11 protein-coding genes, 1 pseudogene and 1 CRISPR repeat array (1 of these 13 running past the window's edge) are annotated in these 13,464 nt (G+C 64.7%); of the genes and pseudogenes, 11 read left to right on the top strand and 1 reads right to left on the bottom strand.

Annotation, left to right across the window (positions count from 1 at the left end; genetic code table 11):
- A CRISPR array of direct repeats spans nucleotides 1-158; the repeat unit is 36 nt; unit sequence GGGTGAAAGGACAAGAACAATCGGAAGGAAGAGAAG; it reaches 166 nt to the left of the window's first position.
- Between the two features lie 68 nt (nucleotides 159-226).
- From ACWHYQ_RS00855 to ACWHYQ_RS00820, 8 genes and pseudogenes are all read left to right on the top strand, one after another.
- Nucleotides 227-808, top strand: coding sequence for a hypothetical protein (locus tag ACWHYQ_RS00855; protein WP_447973897.1), 582 nt, complete (start codon nucleotides 227-229; stop codon nucleotides 806-808).
- Nucleotides 809-844: 36 nt separating this feature from the next.
- On the top strand, nucleotides 845-2,521 hold the full coding sequence (locus tag ACWHYQ_RS00850) for a DUF1173 family protein (protein ID WP_447973896.1): 1,677 nt from the start codon (nucleotides 845-847) through the stop codon (nucleotides 2,519-2,521).
- A gap of 294 nt (nucleotides 2,522-2,815) precedes the next feature.
- Complete coding sequence (locus ACWHYQ_RS00845) at nucleotides 2,816-3,349, top strand: S26 family signal peptidase (RefSeq protein ID WP_447973895.1); 534 nt, start codon at nucleotides 2,816-2,818, stop codon at nucleotides 3,347-3,349.
- A 37-nt stretch (nucleotides 3,350-3,386) separates the two neighbouring features.
- A complete protein-coding gene (locus ACWHYQ_RS00840) occupies nucleotides 3,387-4,706 on the top strand; it encodes a TrbC family F-type conjugative pilus assembly protein (RefSeq protein ID WP_447973894.1) in 1,320 nt (439 codons plus the stop codon).
- Nucleotides 4,707-4,786: 80 nt separating this feature from the next.
- Nucleotides 4,787-5,659 (top strand): efflux RND transporter periplasmic adaptor subunit, encoded by an 873-nt coding sequence (locus ACWHYQ_RS00835; RefSeq protein ID WP_447973893.1) that lies wholly within the window; start codon nucleotides 4,787-4,789, stop codon nucleotides 5,657-5,659.
- Between the two features lie 70 nt (nucleotides 5,660-5,729).
- Nucleotides 5,730-7,583, top strand: a pseudogene (locus ACWHYQ_RS00830) (efflux RND transporter permease subunit); the annotation flags it as partial.
- 122 nt (nucleotides 7,584-7,705) lie between these two features.
- Nucleotides 7,706-9,058, top strand: a complete 1,353-nt coding sequence (locus ACWHYQ_RS00825) for an efflux RND transporter permease subunit (protein ID WP_447975616.1) — start codon at nucleotides 7,706-7,708, stop codon at nucleotides 9,056-9,058.
- Between the two features lie 146 nt (nucleotides 9,059-9,204).
- Entirely contained in the window at nucleotides 9,205-10,281 is a 1,077-nt protein-coding gene (locus tag ACWHYQ_RS00820; protein ID WP_447973892.1) for a cytochrome-c peroxidase, read from the top strand.
- Nucleotides 10,282-10,410: 129 nt separating this feature from the next.
- On the opposite strand, the gene ACWHYQ_RS00815 is transcribed toward ACWHYQ_RS00820, so the two are convergent.
- On the bottom strand, nucleotides 10,411-11,712 hold the full coding sequence (locus ACWHYQ_RS00815; protein ID WP_447972544.1) for an IS1380 family transposase: 1,302 nt from the start codon (nucleotides 11,710-11,712) through the stop codon (nucleotides 10,411-10,413).
- Nucleotides 11,713-11,847: 135 nt separating this feature from the next.
- On the opposite strand from ACWHYQ_RS00815, the gene ACWHYQ_RS00810 reads away from it, so the two are divergent.
- The 3 genes from ACWHYQ_RS00810 to ACWHYQ_RS00800 all read left to right on the top strand — a co-directional run bounded on the left by ACWHYQ_RS00810 (nucleotide 11,848) and on the right by ACWHYQ_RS00800 (nucleotide 13,371).
- Nucleotides 11,848-12,357 (top strand): DUF1264 domain-containing protein, encoded by a 510-nt coding sequence (locus ACWHYQ_RS00810; RefSeq protein WP_447973891.1) that lies wholly within the window; start codon nucleotides 11,848-11,850, stop codon nucleotides 12,355-12,357.
- A gap of 115 nt (nucleotides 12,358-12,472) precedes the next feature.
- On the top strand, nucleotides 12,473-12,913 hold the full coding sequence (locus tag ACWHYQ_RS00805) for a c-type cytochrome (RefSeq protein WP_447973890.1): 441 nt from the start codon (nucleotides 12,473-12,475) through the stop codon (nucleotides 12,911-12,913).
- Entirely contained in the window at nucleotides 12,910-13,371 is a 462-nt protein-coding gene (locus ACWHYQ_RS00800) for a hypothetical protein (RefSeq protein ID WP_447973889.1), read from the top strand. The genes ACWHYQ_RS00805 and ACWHYQ_RS00800 overlap by 4 nt, the downstream gene beginning before the upstream one ends.
- Nucleotides 13,372-13,464 lie beyond the last annotated feature (93 nt).

Genomic DNA, 13,464 nt, shown 5'->3' with positions numbered 1-13,464 from the left:
TCGGAAGGAAGAGAAGGCGGCTGTCTCGGTCATCCCCGGTGACCCGGGCTGGGGTGAAAGGACAAGAACAATCGGAAGGAAGAGAAGAGTCAGCAACCCCACTGGTGCGTCGAAGCCGACAAGGGTGAAAAGACTAGAACAATCGGAAGGAAGAGAAGATATTCTGTTGCCCCAAACCTCGTCATCCGCCCGTCAGGTGAAAGGGCAAGAACAATCGGAAAAAAGCATGAACGAATCGGAAGGAAGAGTCTGGCAGAACATCGTGCTGTTACGATCTCTCTTCCATCAGCATCATGTCCTGTCCGATCGCGCCCAACACCTGTGGATATTTCGAGAGCGCTTTGTCAATGGACGAACACTGTCCTATTTTCTGGACGGTCGTTCACGCGCCAGAATCGGATTGGTTTCCGCGAGGTTAACCGCACAGATTTATTACCGATCAGATCCAGATGGGTTAGAAGCGTATCTGCAAGACATCACGGTTGGACGGCCGGATCATCACGTCGGAACCTGGATGGTCAATCGGTGGTTGGTCGTCTTGCAGACACTGCATGCAGCAATCCCAGTGTGCACCGTCGCGCTGGAATGGAATCCAGTCGATGCACGAACAGCCGACAATCAGGCACGACGGGCTCGGTTTTTTCAACGCTTCGGGTTTGTACTTCCCGAATCAGGGCAGGGGTTCCGTGCGTCCACTCCGTTCGAACACCTTCAACTTGTCCATCGTGAGACAATTACATTGTGGTCCGTGGAAGAGCTATTGTGGGAATGGATGCAGTGGAAGCAGGGGCAGCAGCCACTCAGCTGAGAGAGCAAACAAAGTCAACAACAGTCTCCCCAACCCATGTTACCATCCGACAGTCCCCGAATCGGATGGGTGCTGTGCGATGAGCAAGCCATCGCATTGACGACGGTTCTCGCCTCCGCAGCCAGTCGAGCGCAGTGGCTCGCCCGCGGCTGGCGGCAACCCGGTCGCATTCGCTGCGCCTGCGTCCCCGGCGGTCTGCCCCTCGGGGTGAAATACTATGCGGCGTGGGGAACATACGCGCTGTACCCGCTCCATCGCACCGATCCCGGCCGTCATCATCCCGCCTGCCCCCTGGGCTACCGCCCCGGTTCGCGTCGCGTCCTGACCTTGCCTGCCCTGACTCCGCCCCAGTCGAACGCGCCGAGCCAACCAGAGTCGACACAGCCGATTCCGGAACCAGTTCCCACGCCGCCCGCTGAGATCATCACGCTCCGACCATCTTGGCCGACTTGGCATTGGCTGACCCCACCCCAGTCTATGAATCGCATCAAGCACCCAGCACAGCCGGAGTCGGCCCTGCCGGTTCGGCGCGCGCGTCCCACCCGCCCGCGCGCCGCCTTGCGACTGGTCTTGGATCTGCTGTGGCGCGAAGCTGGTCTGCTTGAGTGGCAACCCGCCTTTACGGGACGCCGCACCATTGCCGTAGTCGCCGCGCGGTTGCGTTCCGCTGCTGCTCGCCTGCGTATTCGTGATCAATGCCTGGCGGATTGGCTCTATCTCGCCGGTCTGCCGCCCGATCACGCCGGTCTGCCGCCACCCCCAGCTTGGACACGCTGGTGGGCTCAACTGGCGCCCACGCCACGGGGGCGATGCCGGTTGGGCTACATCCTGGGCCTGTGGCGCGAAACCCGAATCGGTCCGCCAGAACCTCCGTCCCAAGCCTCCGATTCCGCAAACACAACGCTGACTCAGGCCAAACCATCGGCTACGTGGACTAGACTGTTTATGCGCGGCTGGCCAGTCGGTCTCGACCTGGCGTACGACCAGTGGGTACATGAGCAACAACGCTGGGAACTGGTGGCGCCCGCGACCCCTTCGTCGCACCCCGCCAGCCTGCGCATCATCGCCGATCCGGCACGACCGGTTGTCTTGCTGATCCTGGTCCAACGCCACGGCATGCGCCTGCTCGTCCGGGCGCTCGCGGCCCGGCACGTGACCGATACGACCTGCTGGATCCCGTGCGAGTCGCACGCGGAACGCCAACTGATCCAGCACCTGGTCACCAGGCAACGAGCGTTTTACAAACCGTTGCCCTGTACAGTTGCACCAGACGAAGCCGCCGTCATGGGCATCCCTGACATCGTGTTGTTGGATCGCCAGGATCGCTGTGTACTGGAAGTCTTGGGTCGCCTGCGCGACCCAGCCTATACGGCGCGCTGGGCGACAAAATGCGCGGCCTATGAACGTCGCCAGCAAGCATACTGGACGTGGGATCCACAGACGCAACCCACCATCCCGCCGCTGCCCCCGGCCGATCCATCGCGCCCCCGCGCCGGTGGCCGGGCCACCCCCCGCGCCGGTGGCCGGGCTGCGGCCAAGACGAGCAATCAGATCGCTTCCCACGCTGACAGCCACGCCGCCCCCGAGGCTGGCGACCCAGACACCGATCGTCCACCAGCAGGCGTCCACCACTCGCCGTCCCCATTCCCCCAACCAACGACCCATTGCCCGATCGAACCTCCCCTCTCGACATACTCTGGCGCACAGCGCTGATTGCCCCCACATCGGCAGTGACCGAGCCAGGGACTCAGTCCCAGGTCCCCAGTGCCAGAATATACCCAGTGAGCCCATGGGAAGGGCGAGGGGGTTGGGGGTGTGGGATGGGTCGGCTCTTGGTATCAAGATTCCAGACTCAGAGTCAATCAGCTCACTGATACCCAAGAGCCCTTAGCTAGGGGGTAAAGGGGGAACGGGGGAACGGGGAAACGCATGGCAGACCTCACCAGTCGCTCGCTCGGACAGGAGTCGGGCCAGCCAACCGGATGGGGCTGGGGCTGGAGCACCCGGGTGTCGACCTGGTGGCGACGGCCGTGGGTGCGCGGGCCGATCCTGACCCTGACGGCGGTGACGTGGTTCGCGGTCCTCATCTCGCCCTGGTACCAGCTCGTGATCCGGGACGACCTGAGCTGGCCGTATCACCGGGTCTTCCTGCTCGACAAGACGCGGGCGCCCCAGCGCGGCGACCTGGTGGCGTTCATCATGACGCCAGAGCTGGCGGCGCGGGTGCAACCGCCGCGCGACCGGCCCTATGCCCGCGTGGGCAAGCTCTGGGGAAAGCGCCTTCTCGGCCTGCCGGGCGATCAGATCACCGTGACGCCGCTGCCAGATGGCCGCGCGCGCATTGCCATTAACGGCCACGAGGTCGGCGTGACGCTGACGCGGGATCGGTTCGGGCAAGACATTCGGCCGGCGACGCTGGTCTCGCCGATTCCCCCGGGACAGGTCTACGTGGCCTTGCCCCATCCGCGGTCGTTCGATTCACGCTACTGGGGGTATCTCCGTGCCGATCAGATCGTCGGGGTGGAAATCCCGCTGTTCTAACACCGGCTAGGGGCGCTGGTGGCGGCTGGCGCTTGGCATGAGCGTGAGCCTCAGCGGCCTGCTCGGCGCCGGTGACGGGGGTTTCGCTGGGGAGACGCGTTCGTTGCAGGACGAGGTGGCGGCCGTGGCGGCCCAGGGCCGCCGGCTGATGGAGCAAGCCGCCGCGGGCGGCGGACCCGCCACCCGCATCCCGGAGATGCCCGGGAACCCGTCGGGCCCGCACGAGCCGTCGGCTGGCTGGTATCTGGTGCTGTCCTGGTCGCTGCCCGAAGCGGTGCGGGAGGATGCGATGACAGAGGCGGCGCGCTGCGGCGTGACCGTGGTACTCAACGGCCTGATTGGCGAGACGCTCAACAGCACGCTCGCCGCCGTCTATGCCGTCGTCGAGGATGATCTCACACGGCTCCCGCACACGATCCTCGATCCGATCCGCGTGCGGCGTTGGCAGGTGACGCAGGCACCGGCACTGGTGTGGGCGAAGGGGCGGGATGCTCTGCTGGTGGTGCAGGGCGGGCCGACCCGACTCATGGACCAATTCCAGGCTCTGGCGGAGCGGGAACCGACGGTGGCGCCGTGGGCGCGCTGGTGTCGGCAGGGCGGCCGGACGACCTCGCACCCGGTGCCCCCGCCCCCGCAGCCCGCCGCCCCGCAACGGTATCAGTTCGCCCCGCCGGGGTGGCCGCTGCAGGAGCGCGCCCTCGACGAGGAGATCAAAGACCGGGTGGCACGAGTGGACTGGGCGACCCTCGCGGCGCAAGGGCGCGCGCGAGTGGAGGCGGCGCTCCAGGCCGGCCCCGGGCTGACTCGTCCAGTGGCGACGACCGCCCGCACCGTGTGGCACGATCCCAGCGCCACGCTCACGCAGCCCCTGCCGCTGCCAGATGGCCGCACGCTCGGGGTCGCCGGGCAGCGCCTGACCCCGTTGGCTCAGGCCACACTCCCGTACCGGTACGTGATCCTGGATGGGACTGACGCGGCGCAGCGGGCGGCGGTGCAGCAGTGGCTGCGGACCGCCGAGGCAGGCCCGCCCGTCCGGTTGCTCCTGACCGCGGGCGATGTCCGACAGGTGGCGCGGGCGCTGGGGCTGTCTCGTGCCTACTGGGCGAACGAGCCGTTCCTGGCCGCCCTCGGCGTGGAACGAATCCCCAGCGTCGTGACGCAAGTCGGCGCGCGCTTACGGATCACCGAGCTCCCCATCGCCCCGGCCCGCGCCACGGACGCCAGAACATCTCGATCGGGCCACACCACGACATCGGACAACCAGACGATCAGCCCGGGGAGGAGCCCAGCCCCCGGCCCGGGGGGTGGCTCAGCCACCTGGTTGAAACCAGAGAGGAAATCGGCCCATGCACCGTAAGACGCGACGTTGGCAAGGGCAGTTTATCCGCATCGGGATGCTGAGCGGCTTGCTCAGTCTCGGGGGGATCTGGGGGGTGAGTGACGCGACGGAACCGACCGGACCGACTCTTGCGTTGCCAGCCAAGCCGACAGGCTCGGGGTTGGCCGCGCCGACAGGCTCGGGGTTGGCCGCGCCGACCCCCGCGGGCTCACCAGGGTCCATGCCGGGGCCTGGGGCAAGGAGTGTCCCGGCAGCAGGGGCCGCGCCGACGTCGCCATCGGTCGCCGAGACGACGCCATCCGGGGAGCTGGCTCCCTTGGCGCCGGAGTTGGAGGCGTGGCGCACCCTGCTCACCCCGCTCCGGCGCGTCATGCCGGAGGCGCCGGTGTTGTGGGTCAAGCCCGGGCCGGCCGGTGCTGAAGCTCGAAGACCCTCGGCGCCTGCGCCTGGAAGCGACGGTCTCCGAAGGCGACGTGAAAGCCGTGGCGGTGGGCGACAAGGTCACAGTCGTCGTCGACGCCCTGGGCGATCGGCCCTTGACCGGCACGGTCGCGCAAGTCCTCCCTGCAGGCGATCCCGCCACGCACACGTTTGTGGTGAAAGTCGATCTGCCCCCGACGCCGGGCCTCAAAAGCGGCATGTTCGGCCGCATGCGTCTGGACAGGGGCGTGAGTCAGACGCTGGCGGTGCCTGAGCAGGCCCTGATCGAGCGAGGCCAGTTGACCGGCGTGTACGTGGTCGGGGACGACCAGGTCGCCCATCTCCGCTGGGTGAAAGTCGGGCGCCGGGTCCCCGCGCGAACGCAAGGCGGGTATCCGGCGCCGGGCGCTCTGGAAGTGGGGAACGGAGCCGATGTCGAGGTGCTGTCCGGACTCAATGCGGGAGAACGGATTCTGGCCGACGCGAAACTGGGTGTGGACGGCGCGCGCGTCGAGCCTGCCGAATCGGTCGCCTTGCCTTCAAAACCGTGACAGGTGACGCGTGCCGTGTCAGGCGTCTGGCGCGGCACGTGACAGGAACGTGCAGGGAGAGCGGAGCGCCATGAGCGAGCCAGCACGCATGGTGCCTCACCCATCACGCATCACGGATTACGGTCTCTCCGGCCGCATCGCGGCGCTCTTCATCGGCAGCAAGCTCACGCCGCTGATCATCGTCGGCGCGTTGTTGCTCGGCCTCTTTGCCGTGGTCCTCACCCCGCGCGAGGAAGAACCGCAGATCCTCGTGCCCATGGTCGATGTCTTCCTGCCTTTCCCCGGCGCTTCGGCCAAAGTGGTCGAAGAGCAACTGACCAAACCCATCGAGCGCAAGATTTCGGAGATCAAAGGCGTCGAGTACCTCTACTCGCTCTCCAGACCCGGCGGCGCGCTCCTGATTGTGCGCTTCTACGTCGGCGAGCCGCTGGAGCAGAGCTTGGTGGACCTGTACGACAAGCTGATGTCCAATCAGGACCTGCTGCCGCCCGGCGCGGGCCCGTTCCAGGTGAAGCCCCGCGACATCAACGATGTGCCGATCGTCACGATCACGCTTTCCAGCGAACGGTATTCGGAATTCCACCTGCGCCGGCTGGCCCAGCACGTCCTGGAGGAAGTCAAGAAGGTTCCGAACACCTCGGGCGGCTTCATCGTGGGGGGCAGCCGGCGCGAACTGCGGGTGCATCTCGATCCCAGCCGTCTGAAGGCTTACGGTGTCACCCCGTTGCACATCGCGTCCGTGATTCAAGGTGAAAACCTGTCGTTGCCGGCTGGCCGCTTTCAGAGCGAGAACCGGGACTACGTCGTGGAGACCGGCCGCTTCATCGGCTCGCGGGAGGATCTGGAATCGCTCGTGGTCGGCGTCTCCGAAGGCCGGCCGATTTATCTTCGGCAGGTCGCGACCGTGATCGACGGTCCCAGCGAGACGACGAGCTATATGTGGTTCGGCGTTGGGCCTTCGGCCCGTGAGGGTCTTCACGAGAGCCCCGCCGTGACCGTCGCGATCGCCAAGCAGGCGCACACGAACGCGGTGACGGTGGCCCGGGACGTCGTCCGGAAAGTCGAAGAGCTGAAGGGGACGGTGCTGCCCGCGGATGTCCGGGTGACGGTCACGCGCGATTACGGCGAGACGGCGGATGAAAAGGCCAATGAGCTGCTCTGGCACTTGCTGATCGCCGTGGCGGCCGTGGTGGTCTTTTTGGGAGTGGCCCTCGGTCCCCGCCCCGCGCTGGTCGTGTCGATTGCGATCCCGTTGACATTGGCCCTGACGCTCTTCACCTCGATGGTGATCGGGTACACGATCAATCGGGTGACGCTGTTCGCGCTGATCTTTTCGATCGGCATCCTGGTGGACGACGCGATCGTCGTCGTCGAAAACATTTACAGGCACCTCATGCTCCGCATCCTGCCGCACCGCGAAGCGGCGATCCGCGCCGTGGACGAGGTCGGCAATCCGACCATCCTCGCCACCTTCACCGTCATCGCGGCCCTGCTGCCCATGGCCTTCGTCTCCGGCCTGATGGGACCGTACATGCGGCCGATTCCCGTCAACGCCTCCATGGCGATGTTCTTTTCCCTGCTCGTCGCCTTCGTGGTCGTCCCGTGGTTCTGCCAGAAGTGTTACCGGGAAGGCGGTGAGGGGTTAGGCGTGAGGGGTGAGGGGGCAGCCACGCCTCCTGGCCAAGACCGGACCTACCGGCTGTATCAGCGGCTGCTGTCACCAGTCCTGGCCCATCCGCTCATTGCGTTCGCCGTGCTCGCCGCCGTCGGTCTGCTGCTCCTGGCCTCGCTGACGCTCTTCTACACGCGGGCCGTGGCGGTCAAGATGCTCCCGTTCGACAATAAGAGCGAACTGCAGCTTGTGATCGACATGCCGGAAGGGACCACGCTGGAAGAAACGGCGCGGGTGACCAAGGCCTTCACCCGCTATGTGGCGGCCGTGCCCGAGGTGCGGGACTATCAGGCCTATGTCGGCACCGCGTCGCCCTTCGACTTCAACGGCCTGGTGCGGCATTACTTTCTCCGAGATCAGCCCACCAAGCCGATATCCAGATCAACCTTGTACCGAAAGACCAGCGCGGAGCCCAAAGTCACGAGATCGCCCGACGCCTGCGGCCGGCGGTGCAGCGGATCGCAAGGGACCATGGTGCCAATGTCAAAGTCGTGGAGGTCCCGCCCGGCCCGCCGGTGCAATCGGTGCTGGTGGCGGAGATCTACGGCCCCGACTACGAACGACAGATCGCCGTCGCGCGCGAGGTCCAGCGCCTCTTCGAGAGCACGCCGGGCGTCGCGGACGTCGACGACTCCATCGAGGCGGACCAGATCAAATACCGTCTCACGGTGGATCGGGCCAAGGCGGCGCTGGCCGGCATTCCGTCGCAGGACATCATCGACACGCTGCGCATGGCGCTGGAAGGCGCCACGGTCGGTCTGGCGCACATACCCACCGAAAAAGAGCCGGTGCCGATCGTCCTGCGCCTGCCGCAGGCGGAGCGGACGGGGCTGGAGCACTTCGGCGAGATCGGGATGAAGACCGCCTCGGGTGGGATCGTCCAACTGTCCGAGTTGCTCAAATTGGAGCAGACGGTACAGGAGAAGACGATCCACCATAAGAACCAGAAACCGGTCGTCTACGTGACGGCCGACGTCGGCGGGGCCGGCGCCGAACGGGCGGAAAGTCCGGTCTACGGCGTGCTGGAGGTGGGGAGGCAACTCGACGCGTATCGCCTGACGGAAGGCTATCGCCTCGAGCAGCACTACACGTCGCAACCGTGGTCGGAGCGCCGGTTCGCGCTGAAGTGGGACGGGGAGTGGCATATCACCTATGAAACGTTCCGCGACATGGGGATCGCCTTCGCCGTCGCGATGCTTCTCATCTATCTGCTGATCGTGGGCGAGTTTCAGTCGTTCCTCACGCCGCTCATCATCATGGCGCCGATCCCGTTGACGCTCATCGGAATTCTGCCGGGCCACTGGCTGACCGGTTCCTACTTCACCGCCACGTCGATGATCGGCTTCATCGCCCTGGCCGGCATCATCGTGCGGAATTCGATCCTGCTCGTCGACTTCATTCGACACGAACAGGCGCGGGGCGTCCCGCTCGCCGACGCGGTGGTCCGGGCCGGCGCGATCCGCACCCGGCCGATTCTCCTGACCGCGGCGGCGTTGATGGTGGGGGCCTTCGTCATCATTCTCGATCCGATCTTTCAGGGCTTGGCCGTCTCGTTGCTCTTCGGCGTCGGCGCGTCGACCCTGCTCACCCTGGTGGTCATCCCGGTGCTCTACTCTACGGTGATCGGCGAGCGTTCCCGGCCTGTCCCTCCTCCGCCGAAGGCCCACGACGAGGATCGAGAACCGGACCATGCCGGCCGGACGCTGGAGCCCGCGGCGAGGCCGTGAGGGGGACGGCGGGCATACGAGCTCGGACTTATGGTATTCTGCGGCGGACGCAGAGAAGAGCTGGCAGCGAGGAGCTTGTCGCGAACAGCTCCGAGCGATCGGCTGCAAGCTGCCGGCTGCTTTGTCACATCAACAGGAGGGCTGTTATGTCGAGAAAGGGCATCGTCACCATCGTCACTTGTGTCGTGATCGGGGCCGCAAACCCGATCTTGTTCACCGGCGACTGGCCCGCGCAAGCGTCGCCGGCTCTCGAGGGCATGCCGGGGACCGTGACGATCGACGGCATCACGGTCCTGGACATCGGTCCGCTGCCGACCGCCGTGCCGATGCCGTCGACCAATCTGAATTACAAGGCGAAAATCGAGCTGGGCAAACAGCTCTATTTCGACGGCCGGCTCTCCAAGAATAATTCCGTGTCCTGCGCGTTCTGCCATACGCCCGGCTCCGGGTTCGCCGACCCGCGTCAGACCTCCATCGGTGTGGACGGCAAAGTGGGCGGGCGCCAGGCCCCGACCGTGTACAACACGGCGTTCAACCATCTGCAGTTTTGGGATGGCCGCGCCCGGTCGCTGGAAGAGCAGGCCATCGGGCCGATTCAGAATCCGGTGGAGATGGCGGAAACCCATGAGAACGTGGTGAAGAAGCTGGGGAAGATCAAAGGCTATCGTGAGCAATTCCGCGCCGTCTTCGGGACCGAGATGAACCTGCAGGGGATCGCCGAGGCGATCGCGGCCTACGAACGAACGATCCTCTCGACCAATTCCGCGTTCGATAAGTACGTGCTGGGCGACAAGACGGCGATGGACGAGGCGGCGGTGCGCGGTATGGCGCTGTTCAAAGGTAAAGCCCGCTGCATCCTGTGCCACAACGGCCCCAATTTCACCGACGGCAAGTTCCACAACCTCGGCGTCCCGCAGGTGGGTCCAATGAAGGAAGACCTGGGCCGCTACTACGTCACGCGGTTGGAGAAAGACAAGGGTGCGTTCAAGACGCCGACCCTGCGGAGCATCACGGAAACCGCGCCCTACATGCACGACGGCGCGTTCAAGACACTGGAAGAAGTGATCGACTTCTTCGACAAGGGCGGGGGGCCGAATCCCAACCTGAGCCCGCTCATCAAACCGCTCGGCCTGACTGCCGAAGAGAAAGCCGATCTGGTGGCGTTTCTCAAGGCCCTGACCGGCGAGCCGATCAAATTCGAGATGCCTAAACTGCCGAAGTAAAACAGTGTGAATCCTTTCGAGGTCCGCTCGCTCTAACGGCTTATGTGACCGGGTGGCATCCCGTGTTCACGGGATGCCACCAGTGCTCCCACTCACTTTACCCTGAATCCGGCGTGAAAAGCGCGGGCGTCACAGCCTAAGTCGCTGGATCTGATGCAGGGCGTACTTCCACGCGGCCTCTCGATAGCCGCTGGCCGGTAAGGTCAGGGTGGGACGATTGCGAGCGCGCCGCAACTGGGCGGGCATGGAGAGGATCCGCTGACGCAAGGTCTGAAGGGTGGCGTTCTGGAATTCCAGAGGCAAGCAGAGTCGCTTGAACCAGTTGACGAGGTTGTAGGCTAGCAGAAGAAGATGGAAGTAGGTCTCGTTGGCAAAGAAGTGACGGGTGGGAATGCTGCCCAACGCGTAATCTCCCTTGAGCTGTTTGATGAGCAACTCGACTCCGGCGCGATCGTTGTAGAACCGCCAGAGGTTGAGGGGTCGCAACGGGAGATTCGTGACGAGGACCTGGTAGTGGTACTTGCCGAGCTTGAAGAGTGTCAGCTGGGCGGTGGGCTCTTCGGCCTGCGGGCGACGGATCACGACGAACCGACAGGGATGGGGCCAGCGGGTAGGCTGGTAGCGGAACTCGGCCACCTCGATGCCTCGACTGGGACTGACGTACCGCAGACCCGACAGTTTGCGCTTGATCGGGGCGGTCAGGCGAGCCACGATCACAAATCGGGCCCTGTGTTCTTCCAGCCACTCGATCAGCTTGTGGTCGTAAAACCCTTTGTCCGCGCGGACAATCGTCAACCGGACCCCGGCCGGGATCTTCGCGAAGCACGCCGCGAGGAGGTCGAGCGTCCCGCTGGCGGTATGCGCATCCCCTGGCCGCAACTCGCCGTGCCAGAAATCTTTGGTCTGTCCCTCGAAGCAGAGCAAGGGGTGATACGACGGCCGGCCCCGCTTGACCGGGTTGTAGCCGATCCGAGCTTGCTCCTGACGGCCATAGACCACCAGCACGGTGGAGTCCACGTCCAAGATCAGCCGGGTCGGGGGCCGCGGCCGAACGGTCATCCGGCGCAGAAAGCTGTCGTGCAGGGCGCGCACCTTCGGGAGCGCCGTCGGGGCCACCCGCAGCAGGAAGCGGCGGAGCGTGGTCGCCTCTGGATAGCTCGGCAGGCCGGTGAGAGACTGGAATACGCCATTCTGCCGCAGCAACTGCGTGGTTTCGATCCGTTCGAGCCCGAGGATCATGGGGTACAGCAGGGCGAGCAGCATCTCGCCCATGCTGTACCGGTTGTTCCGCTGGACCACTCGGACATGTCGGGCGATCGCGTCCTTGAAGCCAATCCGGGACAAGAAGCGATGCAGCAGGTAGACGCCGCCGTAATGCGTCAGCGACGCGGCACCGAACCTGATCGTGAGCTTCCGGGGCCCCCGCGGCATTTGAGCCAAAGCTAACACAATGATAGCTTTCGCTCAACTCCCCCGAAGGGGCGCCAGCGGCCCGAGAATGCGCGTCAGCAGAGGATCTTGTCATTACCTGGCGCCGGATTCAGGTTTACTTACAAGGAGGCCGTTATGAGGAACGGAGTCGTTGTCGCGTGTGTCGTCGGTTTGTTCGGGTGTGGTACGGTCGCGGCGCCGGGCGTCGGCGCCGAGCCGAAATCGCCGGTCGATGGGTACGACATCCATGTGCAAGCCCCTCACATGATGCATGACGGGACCGTGGGCGGACCGTATCATCACTACTGCAAGGGCGTCTCCGACAAAATCCTCCAGTGTTTGCTGTTTAAATCCACCGATCCGAAAGCGCAGCTCGTCGGAATCGAATACTTTGTGGCAAAGGATCTCTCGCGGAAACTCCCCCCCATTAAGTGGCACCGACACTTCCACGATCACAAAGTGGAAATCGCGACCGGCCGCGTCCAGGTGCTCGAGCCGGCGGACAAGGCGAAGGAAATCGCGGAAGCCGCCTCCAACACGGACGGCGTCATCTATCATCTCTGGCAGGATGGCCAGGAATTCCCGGACGGGACCGTGACCTTCCCTCAGTCCCTCGGGCACAAGTTCACCGGACACAGCGAGTAGCTCGGCTTCGGGGTTCGTAAGCCGACAGCCATTGATCTGCAGAGCATGGTGGACGAATCTGGCCGGCGCGGACGCGCCGGCCAGATCTCGCCTGACTCGGCTGTGTGGAGGAGGCATGAACTGGTTGCGTGTTCTTGCAGGAGGTGTCCTGCTCTGGATCACCGTCGGTTGGGCCGCCGACGCGGAAGTGCTGCGGCCGCGCGTGCCTGCCGACCAGATCGACGCGGCGCGCGCCGTCATTAACCCGTTGCCCAACACTCCTGAAAACATCGAAAAGGGCAAGGCGCTGTACCACGGAAAGGCGTTTTGCGCCACCTGTCATGGGCGGGACGGGAAGGGACTCGGCGACATTCCCGGTCTGGTCGGCCGGCTCCCACGCAATTTTGCGGATCGGGCCTGGCAGGCGGCGAGGACCGACGGCGAGCTGTTCTGGATTCTGAAGAACGGCAGTCCCGGCACCGACATGGCGCCGTTCGTTCCCCTGGTGCTGACCGAAGAAGAGGCGTGGCACGTGCTTCTGTACGTGCGCTCGTTCGGACACACCGATGCACCATGATCGCCCGGCTGGAGGGACGACGAGGCCTTGTCCTGGTGTTCGTCGCTTGGTGCGTGGCGGGTGCGGTCGGCCTCGAGCCGGTGCGGCTGGCGCGCGCCGACTGGGCGGCCGTTGCCGAGCAACGAACGAGTTTCACCACTGACGCCTTCCAGTTCTCCTCCGCCAGGCGGCTCCGCTTTAGCGAAGATCCCAGCCTCCCAACCGTCGTCCCGCTCAACAAACCGGAAGATGTCATCTGGGAGCCCTCCGTCGAGGTCATCAAATCGTTCGCTCCGAAGCCCGGCCAGACAGAGGTGTCGATCAAGGCCCACGGGTACATCTATACCGACAAGCCGATTTTCAACCATGGGGACTATCGGTTTCAGGTGCGCCAATCCCTTGGACCGCAGACCTCGCTGCTTCTCAGGTACCGTCACGTGCCCCATCTCTTTCGGCTCTTCAGGAAATTGTGTGGGTAACTGAACCCTCTTGCGCTATGCTCGGCTCCTCGAAAGGAGGACCCGAGCGATGCGTGACTTCGAACGCTCTCAAGCCGTGCTGGGGCTGCAGGC

The sequence above is a fragment of the Nitrospira sp. Kam-Ns4a genome (assembly GCF_965152595.1).
Note: the sequence above shows the minus strand (reverse complement) of the source record. Positions and strands in the feature narration are given on the sequence as shown.